At 55.9% G+C, this 13,127-nt stretch carries 11 protein-coding genes; 10 read left to right on the top strand and 1 reads right to left on the bottom strand.

Going from position 1 to position 13,127, the window contains the following annotated elements; all coding sequences use genetic code 11:
• Positions 1-3: 3 nt before the first annotated feature.
• The 3 genes from udk (at position 4) to asmA (ending at position 3,199) form a co-directional block, all read left to right on the top strand.
• Positions 4-645, top strand: a complete 642-nt coding sequence (gene udk, locus SOM40_RS15390) for a uridine kinase (RefSeq protein ID WP_032612454.1) — start codon at positions 4-6, stop codon at positions 643-645.
• A gap of 91 nt (positions 646-736) precedes the next feature.
• Complete coding sequence (dcd, locus tag SOM40_RS15385) at positions 737-1,318, top strand: dCTP deaminase (protein ID WP_106993508.1); 582 nt, start codon at positions 737-739, stop codon at positions 1,316-1,318.
• Positions 1,319-1,345: 27 nt separating this feature from the next.
• Positions 1,346-3,199, top strand: a complete 1,854-nt coding sequence (gene asmA / locus SOM40_RS15380) for an outer membrane assembly protein AsmA (protein WP_320530296.1) — start codon at positions 1,346-1,348, stop codon at positions 3,197-3,199.
• Positions 3,200-3,330: 131 nt separating this feature from the next.
• Here asmA and SOM40_RS15375 read toward each other — a convergent pair whose 3' ends face one another.
• Entirely contained in the window at positions 3,331-4,914 is a 1,584-nt protein-coding gene (locus SOM40_RS15375; RefSeq protein ID WP_225758442.1) for a TerC family protein, read from the bottom strand.
• Positions 4,915-5,607: 693 nt separating this feature from the next.
• On the opposite strand from SOM40_RS15375, the gene SOM40_RS15370 reads away from it, so the two are divergent.
• Genes SOM40_RS15370 through wcaD form a run of 7 tightly spaced genes read left to right on the top strand, consistent with a single transcriptional unit; the run spans position 5,608 to position 13,118 of the window.
• Positions 5,608-6,744, top strand: coding sequence for a polysaccharide export protein (locus SOM40_RS15370; RefSeq protein WP_225758443.1), 1,137 nt, complete (start codon positions 5,608-5,610; stop codon positions 6,742-6,744).
• A gap of 5 nt (positions 6,745-6,749) precedes the next feature.
• Complete coding sequence (wzb, locus tag SOM40_RS15365; RefSeq protein ID WP_106993504.1) at positions 6,750-7,193, top strand: low molecular weight protein-tyrosine-phosphatase Wzb; 444 nt, start codon at positions 6,750-6,752, stop codon at positions 7,191-7,193.
• 2 nt (positions 7,194-7,195) lie between these two features.
• Positions 7,196-9,358 (top strand): tyrosine-protein kinase Wzc, encoded by a 2,163-nt coding sequence (wzc, locus tag SOM40_RS15360; RefSeq protein ID WP_106993503.1) that lies wholly within the window; start codon positions 7,196-7,198, stop codon positions 9,356-9,358.
• Between the two features lie 20 nt (positions 9,359-9,378).
• Positions 9,379-10,218, top strand: a complete 840-nt coding sequence (gene wcaA / locus SOM40_RS15355) for a colanic acid biosynthesis glycosyltransferase WcaA (protein ID WP_106993567.1) — start codon at positions 9,379-9,381, stop codon at positions 10,216-10,218.
• Positions 10,219-10,220: 2 nt separating this feature from the next.
• Entirely contained in the window at positions 10,221-10,709 is a 489-nt protein-coding gene (wcaB, locus tag SOM40_RS15350; protein WP_103792230.1) for a colanic acid biosynthesis acetyltransferase WcaB, read from the top strand.
• Positions 10,706-11,923 carry a colanic acid biosynthesis glycosyltransferase WcaC gene (gene wcaC / locus SOM40_RS15345; protein ID WP_320530295.1) on the top strand — a complete coding sequence of 406 codons (1,218 nt, stop codon included), beginning with the start codon at positions 10,706-10,708 and terminating at the stop codon, positions 11,921-11,923. The genes wcaB and wcaC overlap by 4 nt, the downstream gene beginning before the upstream one ends.
• Positions 11,898-13,118 carry a colanic acid polymerase WcaD gene (gene wcaD, locus SOM40_RS15340; RefSeq protein WP_225759506.1) on the top strand — a complete coding sequence of 407 codons (1,221 nt, stop codon included), beginning with the start codon at positions 11,898-11,900 and terminating at the stop codon, positions 13,116-13,118. Before wcaC ends, wcaD begins: the two co-directional genes overlap by 26 nt.
• Positions 13,119-13,127: the final 9 nt, after the last annotated feature.

The raw sequence follows: 13,127 nt of genomic DNA, 5'->3' as shown, positions 1-13,127 counted from the left end.
TTTATGACTGATAAGTCTCATCAGTGCGTCATTATAGGCATCGCCGGCGCATCGGCTTCAGGTAAAAGTCTCATTGCCAGTACGCTTTACCGTGAATTACGTGAACAGGTCGGTGATGAGCACATCGGTGTCATTCCAGAAGACAGCTACTACAAAGATCAAAGCCATCTGTCGATGGAAGAGCGTGTTAAAACCAACTATGACCATCCCAGCGCGATGGATCACAGCCTGTTATTCCAGCACCTTCAGGCCCTGAAGAACGGCACTGCCATTGAGCTGCCGGTGTATAGCTATGTTGAACACACCCGTCTGCAGGAAACCGTTCGCATTGCCCCGAAAAAGGTCATCATCCTCGAAGGGATCCTGCTGCTGACCGACGCCCGTCTGCGCGAGTCGATGAACTTCTCGATTTTTGTCGATACCCCGCTGGATATCTGCCTGATGCGCCGCATCAAACGTGACGTGAACGAACGCGGCCGCTCCATGGATTCGGTCATGGCGCAGTACCAGAAAACGGTCCGCCCGATGTTCCTGCAGTTCATTGAGCCTTCCAAACAGTATGCCGATATCATCGTGCCGCGCGGGGGTAAAAACCGCATTGCCATTGATATTCTGAAAGCGAAAATCAGCCAGTTTTTTGAATAACACGCGCGAATTGTGTACCGTTCAAAGATAATCGGGTTCGCCCTCCGGCTTTGTTGGCCAGAGGGCGCGATGCACCAAAGGAGAAAGTGGCATGCGTCTTTGTGACCGAGATATTGAAGCCTGGCTGGACGAAGGCCGTCTGACCATCACCCCGCGCCCGCCGGTCGAGCGGATTAACGGCGTCACCGTCGATGTGCGTCTGGGGAATAAGTTTCGTACCTTCAGCGGTCATACCGCGCCCTTTATCGACCTGAGCGGACCGAAAGATGAAGTCAGCGCGGCACTCGATCGGGTGATGAGCGATGAAATCGTGCTGGCCGATGGCGATGCGTTTTACCTGCACCCGGGTGAACTGGCGCTGGCGGTCACCTTTGAGTCGATCACCCTGCCGGCAGATCTGGTGGGCTGGCTCGACGGACGCTCCTCTCTGGCGCGTCTGGGGCTGATGGTGCACGTCACCGCGCACCGTATCGATCCCGGCTGGTCCGGGCGGATCGTGCTGGAATTCTTCAACGCGGGTAAACTGCCGCTGGCGCTGCGCCCGGGCATGATGATCGGCGCGTTGAGCTTTGAGCCGTTAACCGGTCCGGCGGCCCGTCCGTATAACGCCCGCCAGGATGCAAAATATCGCGACCAGCAGGGTGCGGTCGCCAGTCGTATTGATAAAGACTGAGCTTAAATCCGGTCCATTGAGGAAGCCATGAGAAGAGTTCTGACAACGCTGATGATTTTGCTGGTGGTGCTGGTTGCTGGCCTGTCAGCGTTGGTTCTGCTGGTCAACCCCAATGACTTTCGCGCCTACATGGTGCGTCAGGTCGAGGTCCGCAGCGGGTATGCGTTGAAGCTGGAGGGGCCGCTGCGCTGGCACGTCTGGCCGCAGCTGAGCATCCTGTCCGGGCGCATGTCCCTTACCGCGCCGGGAGCGTCGGTGCCGCTGGTGGCTGCCGACAATATGCGCCTCGACGTGGCGTTGATGCCGCTGTTTTCGCATCAGCTGCAGGTCAATGAGGTGATGCTCAAAGGGGCGGTGATCCAGCTGACCCCGCAGTCTGAGGCGGTGCGTAACGCCGATGCGCCGGTGGCCCCGCGTGAGAACACTCTCCCGGATAAAGCAGAAGATGCCGGCTGGTCATTCGATATTGGCCGCCTGAAGGTGGCGGACAGCCTGCTGGTGTTCCAGCACGAAGGTGCCGAGCAGGTCACGGTGCGCAATATCAACCTGCAGATGGAGCAGGATGAACACCACAAAGGCAAGATCGACTTCAGCGGCCGCATTAACCGCAATCAGCGCGATCTGAAGCTTTCCCTCGCCGCCAATGTGAATGCCTCTGACTATCCGCACCTGCTGAGCGCTGACATCCAGCAGCTGAGCTGGCAACTGACCGGCGTCGATCTGCCTGTGCAGGGCATCAGCGGCCAGGGTACTCTGCAGGCGCAGTGGCGTGAAGAGCAGAAGCAGCTTGAACTCAATCAACTCAATTTACAGGCCAATGACAGCGCGATGACCGGCCAGGCCAGCGTGATCCTTGGCAGCGAACCGCAGTGGAACATGAACCTGCAGTTCGACAATCTTAATCTGGAAAACCTGCTCCCGGCCCAGGCCGCCGCGGCTGCCGACGGCGAGGCGGTGCAGCAGGGGCAAACGCAGGCCAAACCTCAGCGCCCGGTGATCTCCTCCAACCTGGAGCAGCCCGATTACAACGGCCTGCGCGGCTTTAGCGCCGATATCCTGCTGAAAGCCAACAGCGTGCACTGGCGGGGTATGGACTTCAGCCAGGTCAGCAGCCAGATGACCAACAAGAACGGCCTTCTGAACATTGCTGAGCTGAGCGGTAAAATGGGAGAAGGGCATATCTCTTTACCCGGCACGCTCGACGTGCGTAAAGCGGTCGCCCGGTCCTCTTTCCAGCCGCGTCTGGATAACATTGAGATCGGCACCATTCTGAAGGCCTTTAACTACCCGATTTCGCTCACCGGTAGCCTGACCATGGCCGGTGATTTCTCGGGGAGCAAGATTGACGCCGACGCCTTCCGTCACCACTGGCAGGGCCAGGCCCATCTGGAAATGAAGAACACCCGCATGGAAGGGCTTAACTTCCAGCAGCTGGTGCAGCAGGCGGTGGAGCGTAGCAGCAACGTGAAGGTAAAAGAGAACGTCGACAACGCGACCCGTCTGGATAGCTTTGTCACCGACCTGAGCCTCGACGCAGGGAAGGTGACGCTGGATGATATGCAGGGTGAGTCGCCCATGCTGACGCTCGAAGGAAACGGGAGTCTGGATCTGATCAAAGAGACAGCCGACACCCGTTTTAAAATCCGCGTGCTGGAGGGTTGGCTGGGTGAAAGTAGGCTGATCGATTTCCTGAAAACTACGCCGATCCCGCTGAACGTCTACGGCAACTGGCAGGCGCTCAACTACAGCCTGCAGGTGGACCAGCTGCTGCGTAAACATCTTCAGGATGAGGCGAAACGTCGTCTTAGTGGTTGGGCGGAGAAGAACAAAGATTCGCAGAACGGCAAAGATGTGAAGAAGTTACTGGATAAGCTTCAGTAAGCGCTTTTTCCCCTCACCCTAACCCTCTCCCCAGAGGGGAGAGGGAACAGTCTGGTGCGGTCTTATAGACTGAACTCGATTGTGTTTTCTCCCTCGCCCCTATGGGGACAGGGCGGGGTGAGGGGAACGCATCACAACTCGTAATCCACATCATCCTGCGTCATCAGCGGGATCAGCTGCACCTTCTGCACCCGGTGGTTTTCCACCTCCAGGGTTTTCAGCGCATAATCTCCCACCTGAACCTCTTCCCCCGGCTGCGGGATCCGCTGCAGATACTCCATCAACAGACCGGCAATGGTGTGGTATTCGCGCTTATCGTCCAGCGGCAGCGGTACGTACTGCACCAGATCCTCCAGCGGCATATGGCCGTTGGCGGTCCAGCTGCCGTCGGCATTCTTCTGAATATCGTGCCGGGCGTCGATCTCTTCCACTTCGTTCGGCAGATTACCGGCAATGGTCTCCATCACGTCGCTGAGCGTCACGATCCCCTCTACAGAACCAAACTCATCCACCACGAAGGCGAAATGGGTCCGCGCGTTGCGGAACTGCTCCAGGGCCTGCAGCAGCGGCAGCACTTCCGGAAACACCAGCGGCTGGCGGATCAGCACCCGCAGGTTGAGCGGCTCGCCGCGCAGCTGCTGATTGAGCAGGTCGATAACGTGCACCACGCCCAGCAGCTCCTCCTCCTGCTCCCCGCCGGTGACCACAATGCGGGTGTGCTGGTTTTTATCCAGCAGCGCACGAATGGTGCTCTCGGGCGTGTTCAGGTCGATATGTTCAATATCGTGGCGCGAAGTCATGATGCTGCTGACCGAGCGCTGGTTGAGATGCAGCACCCGCTCAATCATCCTGCGCTCCTGCGGGGCAAAGATCGGGCTGTTGTCGTGGTCGGCCAGCAGCGAAGCCGTCTGCGCATCCAGCTCGGCATCCTCCTTTTTACCGCTCAGCAGGCGAATAACCGTGTCGGCGGTGCGCTGGCGCAGGGTCTGATTGGCAGAGAGGAAGCGGCGGCGGTTGAAGATCGCCAGCTGGTTCAGCGCCTCAATAATTACCGAGAAGCCAATCGCGGCGTACAGATAGCCTTTCGGTATGTGGAAGCCAAAACCGTCTGCCACCAGGCTAAAGCCGATCATCAGCAGGAAGCTCAGGCATAAAATTACAATCGTTGGGTGATCGTTGACGAAGCGGGTGAGCGCCTTGCTGGCCATTACCATCAGGGCAATAGCGATAATCACCGCGGCCATCATCACCCCAAGGTGATCGACCATCCCCACGGCGGTGATCACTGAATCCAGGGAGAAGACGGCGTCCAGCACCACGATTTGCGCTACCACGGCCCAGAATTTGGCTCCGCGCCGCTGGGTGGGGTTCTCGTTGTCCTTGCCTTCCAGCCTTTCGTTAAGCTCCATGGTGGCTTTGAAGATCAGGAAAAACCCGCCAAAGAGCATGATCAGATCGCGGGCGCTAAAGCCAAATCCGTGGACGGTAAACAGCGGGCGGGTGAGCGTCACCAGCCAGGAGATAGAGGCCAACAGCAGCAGGCGCATCACCATCGCCATTAACAGGCCGGTAATGCGGGCGCGGTCGCGCTGAGCAGGGGGCAGTTTTTCGGCGAGAATAGCGATAAAGACCAGGTTATCGATACCGAGCACAAGTTCCAGCACCACCAGGGTGACCAGCCCGGCCCATATTGATGGATCTGCTATCCATTCCATAGTGTGAGTAATACCTTTTGTTATATGACAATTGTCACATTTCGATCATGGATACTGCGCCTGAAAAATGCAATGCCAGCCGGGCATTTATCTGTACAGATTTTACTGAATCACGGTGGAAATAAACCCTGCGCTCTGTGGGTTAATATTGTGAATAGTCTGTATTATCGCAAAATAAGAAATATCGCAGGTCAAAGTGCTTCCTTCAATAAAGTCAATATCAAGCTATTCCTAAAAATGCAGAAGTGTGGCCGTTAATATTAATCTTAAAAGCCACGCCTTCGTTGATGTTTCCTTGCCTGCTATTCCGTTAGCTGCAACAATTCTTTCAGCATCAAATTGCGCTGTTTTTTTGCTGCTATTTCTGTATCGGTTTAATGACATGAAAAACTTATATCGGGTTCGGAATTATCCGGCCTTTTATATTTTTCGTTATGCCGTGCCAAAGAGGGTGTTTACTCATAAATTACTGTTTAAACAGTAGATTGGTAACTGAAAGCCAAGGGCGGTAGCGTGCCTGAAAGCGTGTTAATCAGCCTCGATTATTCTGTCAATAGTCTGAATGCAAATAAGCCTCTTTTAGGACTGATGCCAGTTATATTTCACTTTTATTGACTGCATGCTAAAAGTAATACGCCTCCGCGCTTATTTAAATGCACAGGATAATTACTCTTCCATAGTGATAAATAATCAATGATGAAATCCAAAATGAAATTGATGCCATTATTGGTGTCTGTGACCTTGATGAGTGGTTGTACGGTCTTTCCCGGCAGCAATATGTCAACATCGGGCAAGGATGTGATTAAACAGCAGGATGCTGATTTTGATATCAACCGCATGGTGAATGTTTATCCAATGACCCCGCAGCTGGTTGAACAATTACGCCCCCGCCCGGTTGTCGCACGGCCGAATGTCGACCTTGAGCAGGAGATCGCCAACTACCAGTACCGCGTGGGGCCTGGAGATGTCATCAACGTTACCGTCTGGGATCACCCGGAGCTAACCACCCCGGCGGGGCAGTATCGTAGCTCCAGCGATGCCGGTAACTGGGTTCAGTCGGATGGCACCATGTTCTATCCCTATGTCGGCAAAATACGTGTTGCCGGCAAAACGCTCTCCCAGATTCGTAGTGATATTACCGGCCGTTTAGCGCAGTACATCGCCGATCCGCAGGTGGACGTTAATATCGCCGCATTCCGTTCACAGAAAGTCTATGTCTCCGGCCAGGTGAATAAATCTGGCCAGCAGCCGATCACCAACGTGCCGCTGACGGTGCTCGACGCCATCAACGCCGCGGGCGGGCTCACCGATGGCGCCGACTGGCGCAATGCGGTGCTGACCCATAAAGGCAAAGAGGAGCGTATCTCCCTGCAGGCGCTGATGCAGAACGGCGACCTGAGCCAGAACCGTCTGCTCTATCCAAGTGACATCCTGTTTGTGCCGCGCAATGACGACCTGAAAGTGTTCGTGATGGGCGAAGTGAAGAAACAGAGCACCCTCAAGATGGACTTCAGCGGTATGACCCTGACCGAAGCGCTGGGCAACGCGGAAGGGCTGGATATGAGCACCTCCGACGCCAGCGGCATCTTCGTGATCCGTCCGATCACCGGAAATGGTGGGAAGGGCAAGATTGCCAACGTCTACCAGCTGGATATGTCTGATGCGACCTCGCTGGTGATGGCAACCGGGTTCCGCCTCCAGCCATATGACGTGGTCTACGTCACCACCGCGCCGATTACGCGCTGGAACCGTGTGATGAACCAGCTGATGCCGACCATCAACAATATCCATACCATGACCGACACGGTACATCAGTACCACAACTGGTGATAACGATGTTTAACAAAATTCTGGTGGTTTGTGTGGGGAACATCTGCCGTTCCCCCACCGCTGAGCGGCTTTTAAAACAGTACCAGCCACAGCTGACCGTCGCGTCAGCCGGGCTTGGCGCGCTGGTCGGCAAAGGGGCCGATGAGCGCGCAAGTCAGGTCGCGGCAGAGCATCAGCTTTCGCTCGACGGGCATTGCGCCCGTCAGGTGACAGCCAGCCTGTGCCGGGACTACGACCTGATCCTCGCCATGGAAAAACGCCACATCCACGCCCTGTGCGATATCGCACCGGAGATGCGCGGCAAGGTGATGCTGTTTGGTCACTGGGACAATGAGCGTGAGATCCCCGATCCGTATCGCAAAAGCCATGAAGCGTTTGAGGCGGTTTACACCTTACTCGACCAGTCTGCCCGCCAGTGGGCACAGGCACTGAACGTTCAGCAGGGATAATAATGACAGCAAACGTAAAACCTTCTTCCTCCCCGAGTGCGGGCGGTGATGAGATTGATATTGGTCGCCTGATCGGCACCGTGGTCGAGGCGCGCTGGTGGGTGATAGGCATCACCGCGGTATTTGCCGTTGCGGCGGTGATTTACACCCTCTTCGCCACGCCGATCTACAGCGCCGATGCGCTGGTACAAATTGAGCAGAACAGCGGCAGCTCGCTGGTGCAGGACATTGGTTCAGCGCTGGCGAATAAGCCGCCCGCCTCGCAGGCGGAAATTGAGCTGATCCAGTCCCGCCTGGTATTGGGTAAAACCGTGGACGATCTGGATCTCGACATCGGCGTCAGCAAAAACACCTTCCCGGTGTTTGGCGCGGGCTGGGACCGGTTGATGGGCCGTCAGAACGACACCGTCAAAGTCACCACCTTTACCCTGCCTGCCGGGGGAGCAAGTCAGGTCTTCACCCTCGAGGTGCTGGGCAAAGATCAGTATGAACTCACCAGCGACGCCGGGTTTAGCGCCCGCGGCAAGGTGGGGGAGATGCTGACCAAAGACGGCGTGAGCATGATGGTTAGCGCTATTCATGCCCAGAGCGGCAGCGAGTTCACCGTCAGCAAATTCTCCATGCTGGGAATGATCAATAACCTGCAGGGCAACCTGACGGTCACCGAAACCGGGAAAGATACCGGGGTGCTGAGTCTGACCTTTACCGGGGAAGACAAAGACAAAATCCGCGACATTCTCAACAGCATCACCCGCAACTACCAGGCTCAGAACGTAAAGCGCAAGTCGGAAGAGGCGTCAAAAAGTCTCGACTTCCTTGCCAAACAGCTCCCGGAAGTGCGCGGTCATCTGGATGAAGCCGAGAACAAGCTCAACGCCTTCCGTCAGGATAAAGATTCCGTCGACCTGCCGCTGGAAGCGAAGTCGGTGCTGGATTCGATGGTCAACATCGACGCCCAACTCAACGAGCTGACCTTTAAAGAGGCGGAAATTTCCAAGCTCTACACCAAACGTCACCCTGCCTACCGCACGCTGCTGGAAAAACGCCAGACCCTGGAAGAGGAAAAAGCGAAGCTCAATGGCCGCGTCACCGCGATGCCAAAAACCCAGCAGGAGATCCTGCGTCTGACCCGCGACGTGGAGTCCGGTCAGCAGGTCTATATGCAGCTGCTGAACAAACAGCAGGAGCTGAAGATCACCGAAGCGAGCACCGTAGGCGACGTGCGGATTGTCGATCCGGCCATCACCCAGCCCGGCGTGCTGAAGCCGAAGAAGGCGCTGATTATTCTCGGCAGCATTATTCTCGGCCTGATGCTCTCCATCGTTGGCGTGCTGCTGCGCTCCCTGTTTAACCGTGGGATCGAAAGCCCGCAGGTGCTGGAAGAGCACGGCATCAACGTCTACGCCAGCATCCCGCTGTCGGAGTGGCAGAAGTCCCGTGACAGTGTCAAAACCACTAACGGGGTTAAACGCTACAAACAGAGCCAGCTGCTGGCGGTGGGCAACCCGACGGATCTGGCCATCGAAGCCATTCGTAGTCTGCGCACCAGCCTGCACTTCGCCATGATGCAGGCCAGCAACAACGTGCTGATGCTCTCCGGGGTCAGCCCGTCGATCGGGAAAACCTTCGTCTGCGCCAACCTGGCGGCGGTTGTCAGCCAGACCAACAAGCGCGTGCTGCTGATCGACTGCGATATGCGTAAGGGCTACACCCACGAGCTGCTGGGCACCAACAACGTTAACGGTCTGTCGGAGATCCTGCTCGGCAAGGGCGATATCACCCAGTGCGCGAAACCGACCTCCGTGCCTAACTTCGACCTGGTCTCCCGCGGGCAGGTGCCGCCGAACCCGTCGGAACTGCTGATGAGCGAGCGCTTCACCCAACTGGTGAAGTGGGCCAGCGAGAATTATGACCTGGTAATCATCGATACCCCACCAATCCTGGCGGTCACCGATGCGGCAATCGTGGGTCGCCACGCGGGCACCACCCTGATGGTGGCACGTTATGCGGTTAACACCCTGAAAGAGGTCGAAACCAGCCTCAGCCGCTTCGAGCAGAACGGCATTCCGGTGAAAGGGGTGATCCTCAACTCCATCTTCCGCCGTGCCGCTGGTTATCAGGATTACGGGTATTACGAGTACGAATATAAGTCGGACAGCAAGTAATGAGCCATTCGGGGAATACCATGACAACACGCCCTTTGATTTCTATCTATATGCCGACATGGAACCGTCAGCAGCTGGCGATCCGTGCGATAAAGTCGGTATTGCGCCAGGATTACGACCACTGGGAGCTGATCATCGTCGATGATTGCTCCTCCTCCTGGGAACAGCTGCAGCAGTTTGTCACTGACCTGAACGATCCGCGGGTGGTCTACACCCACAACGCCATCAACTCCGGTGCCTGCGCGGTACGCAATCAGGCGATCCTGCAGGCCAACGGTCAGTACCTGACCGGTATTGATGACGACGATGAGTGGACGCCGAACCGGCTCTCGACCTTCCTGGCGCATCAGCATCATCTGGTGACCCATGCGTTCCTGTATGCCAACGACTACGTCTGCGAGGGGGAGGTCTACTCCCAGCCCGCCAGTCTGCCGCTGTACCCGAAATCACCTTACTCGCGCCGCCTGTTCTACAAGCGCAACATTATCGGCAATCAGGTCTTTACCTGGGCATGGCGCTTCAAGGAGTGCCTGTTCGATACCGAACTGAAGGCCGCCCAGGACTACGACATCTTCCTGCGGATGGTGGTGGAGTATGGCGAGCCGTGGAAGGTGGACGAGGCGACGCAGATCCTGCACATCAACCATGGCGAGATGCAGATCACCTCCTCGCCGAAAAAGTTCTCCGGTTACTTCCATTTCTACCGCAAGCACCGGGACAAGTTCGATCGCGCCAGCCGCAAGTATCAGCTGTTTACCCTGTATCAGATCCGCAATAAGCGCATGAACTGGCGCACGCTGCTGACGCTGATCTCGGTGCGCAACGGTAAGCGTCTGGCTGACGGACTGCGGGGGAAATAATGGTGCTGGAAGATTGTCGCGCAAACAGCTGGAGCTTGCGCCCTTGCTGCATGGTGCTGGCCTATCGGGTGGCCCATTTCTGCTCCGTCTGGCGCAAAAAGAACGTCCTCAACAACCTGTGGGCGGCCCCGGTGCTGGTGCTCTATCGCATCATCACCGAGTGCTTCTTCGGCTATGAAATCCAGGCCGCGGCCACCATCGGACGGCGCTTTACCATTCACCACGGCTATGCCGTGGTGATCAATAAATTCGTGGTTGCCGGGGATGATTTTACTATCCGCCACGGCGTGACCCTTGGCAACCGCGGTCCGGACAGCCTTGCCTGCCCGGTGATTGGCAATAACGTTGAGCTGGGCGCCAACGTAGTGATGATTGGTGATATCACCGTAGGCAATAACGTCACCATCGGAGCCGGGAGCGTAGTGCTCGACAGCATCCCGGACAACGCGCTGGTGGTGGGCGAGAAGGCCCGGGTGAAGGTGATCAAATGAATATTCTGCAATTTAACGTGCGTCTCGCCGAGGGCGGGGCGGCAGGGGTGGCGCTGGATCTGCACCAGCGCGCGCTGCAAAAAGGGCTTCAGTCGCGCTTTATCTACGGCTACGGCAAGGGCGGCAAGAAGAGCGTCAGCCACGACCGCTATCCGCAGGTGGTGAAACATACCCCGCGTCTGACCTCGGTGGCGAATATTGCGCTGTTCCGTCTCTTTAACCGCGATCTGTTCGGCAACCTTAACAACCTGTATCGCACCGTGACCCGCACCGCGGGCCCGGTAGTGCTGCATTTTCACGTCCTGCACAGCTACTGGCTGAAGCTGGAGGAGGTCGTGGCCTTCTGCGAGAAAGTGCAGGCGCACAAACCCGATACCACCTTCGTCTGGACCCTGCACGATCACTGGAGCGTCACCGGCCGCTGCGCCTTTACCGACGGCTGCGAAGGCTGGAAAGAGAATTGCCAGAAGTGCCCGACGCTCGGCAACTATCCTCCGGTGAAGGTGGATCGCGCTCATCAGCTGGTGGCCGGTAAACGTCAGCTGTTCCGCGACATGCTGGCGCTCGGCTGTCAGTTCATCTCCCCCAGCCAGCACGTGGCGGATGCGTTTAACAGCCTGTACGGGGCAGGGCGCTGCCGAATCATCAACAACGGCATCGACGTGGCCACCGAAGAGATTCTGGCCGAGCTGACCCCGGTCGCCGTCACGCCGGGCAAACCGAAAATCGCGGTGGTGGCCCACGACCTGCGCTACGACGGCAAAACCAACCAGCAGCTGGTGCGCCAGATCATGGCCCTCGGGGACAAAATCGAACTGCACACCTTCGGGAAGTTTTCGCCGTTTGACGGTGCCAACGTGATTAACCACGGCTTCGAAACCGACAAGCGCAAGCTGATGAGCGCCCTGAACGGCATGGATGCGCTGGTGTTCAGCTCCCGGGTGGATAACTACCCGCTGATCCTGTGCGAAGCGCTCTCCATCGGCGTGCCGGTGATCGCCACCCACAGCGACGCGGCGCGGGAAGTGCTGGAGAAATCAGGGGGCAAAACCTTTACGGAAAACGAGGTGCTGCCGCTGGTGCAGCTGTCGAAGGCGGAGATCGCTCAGGCCGTTTTTGGCACTGACCTGGAATCGTTCCGCACCCGCAGCCGTCAGGCCTACAGTGGACAACAGATGCTGGAGGAGTATGTCTCGTTCTATCAGAATCTGTAGCTATCTGCTGCTGCCGCTGATCTACCTGCTGGTCAATGTCAAAATAGCCCAGTTGGGTGAAAGCTTCCCGATCACCATCGTGACCTTCTTACCGCTGCTGCTGTTGCTGTTTGTCGACAAGATCAGCGTGAAAAAACTGATGATTGCCCTGGGGTTGGGGGTGGGGCTGACGGCCTTTAACTACATCTTTGGTCAGTCGCTGGACGCCAGCAAATATGTCACCTCCACCATGCTGTTTGTCTATATCGTGATCATTATCGGGATGGTGTGGAGTATTCGCTTTAAAACCATCTCGCCGCACAATTATCGGAAGATCCTCAGGTTCTTTTATCTGGTCATCGGCATCATTGTGACGATAGCGGCGCTGGAGATGGCGCAAATTATTTTGACAGGCGGCAGTAGCCTGATGGAAATAATTTCGAAATATCTTATTTACAGTAATAGCTATGTACTGAATTTCATTAAATTTGGCGGCAAGCGTACGACGGCACTCTATTTCGAACCGGCATTCTTTGCTCTGGCGTTAATCTCAATTTGGCTCAGCATCAAACAGTTTGGTATCAAAACGCCCAAGAGCGATGCTATGATTCTTGCAGGAATAGTCCTGTCAGGATCGTTCTCCGGGGTAATGACCTTTATCCTGTTTTACCTTCTTGAGTGGGCGTTTCAGTATCTGAATAAAGAGGCGATCAAGAAAAAGTTACCTTTAGCGATCATTTCATTGTCGGTGTTCCTGGTCGGGGTGGTATTTGCCTTCCCGTATATTTCCGAACGCCTGGGTGATTTGGGGACCGAAGGATCGTCATCTTATTATCGTATTATCGGTCCGCTGGTGATGGTGGGTTACTCTTTAACCCATATTGATGGCGTAGTCAGATTCGGCTCACTTTACGAATATGTCGCATCATTCGGAATCTTTAACGGTGCGGACGTCGGAAAAACCATAGACAATGGCCTGTATCTGCTGATTATTTATTTTTCGTGGTTCGCAGTGTTATTAACGGCGTGGTATCTGTTCAAAGTTTTCAAAATGACGATCAGCGCTTTTGGTGATAATCAGAATTTTCGCGTACAGCTTTATCTTTTTACGCCGGTGTCGCTGTTTTTTACCGGGTCAATATTTAGCCCGGAATACGCATTCTTAATTGTTTGCCCGTTTATTTTGCGCAAGGCGCTTAATATTACGCATTCATAACGAGGTGGT

The sequence above is a fragment of the Leclercia sp. CFBP8987 genome (assembly GCF_034044995.2).
Lineage (GTDB): Bacteria > Pseudomonadota > Gammaproteobacteria > Enterobacterales > Enterobacteriaceae > Enterobacter > Enterobacter tamurae.
The sequence above is the reverse complement of the archived record's forward strand: the minus strand, read 5'-3'. Positions and strand labels throughout refer to the sequence as shown.

Bases quoted from the DNA above. Each gene is read 5' to 3' on its own strand.
- udk (WP_032612454.1), top strand. From the start codon at position 4: ATGACTGATAAGTCTCATCAGTGCGTCATTATAGGCATCGCCGGCGCA.
- wzb (WP_106993504.1), top strand. From the start codon at position 6,750: ATGTTTAACAAAATTCTGGTGGTTTGTGTGGGGAACATCTGCCGTTCC.
- wcaD (WP_225759506.1), top strand. From the start codon at position 11,898: ATGTCTCGTTCTATCAGAATCTGTAGCTATCTGCTGCTGCCGCTGATC.
- wcaC (WP_320530295.1), top strand. From the start codon at position 10,706: ATGAATATTCTGCAATTTAACGTGCGTCTCGCCGAGGGCGGGGCGGCA.
- wzc (WP_106993503.1), top strand. From the start codon at position 7,196: ATGACAGCAAACGTAAAACCTTCTTCCTCCCCGAGTGCGGGCGGTGAT.
- wcaA (WP_106993567.1), top strand. From the start codon at position 9,379: ATGACAACACGCCCTTTGATTTCTATCTATATGCCGACATGGAACCGT.
- SOM40_RS15375 (WP_225758442.1), bottom strand. From the start codon at position 4,914: ATGGAATGGATAGCAGATCCATCAATATGGGCCGGGCTGGTCACCCTG.
- dcd (WP_106993508.1), top strand. From the start codon at position 737: ATGCGTCTTTGTGACCGAGATATTGAAGCCTGGCTGGACGAAGGCCGT.
- asmA (WP_320530296.1), top strand. From the start codon at position 1,346: ATGAGAAGAGTTCTGACAACGCTGATGATTTTGCTGGTGGTGCTGGTT.
- SOM40_RS15370 (WP_225758443.1), top strand. From the start codon at position 5,608: ATGATGAAATCCAAAATGAAATTGATGCCATTATTGGTGTCTGTGACC.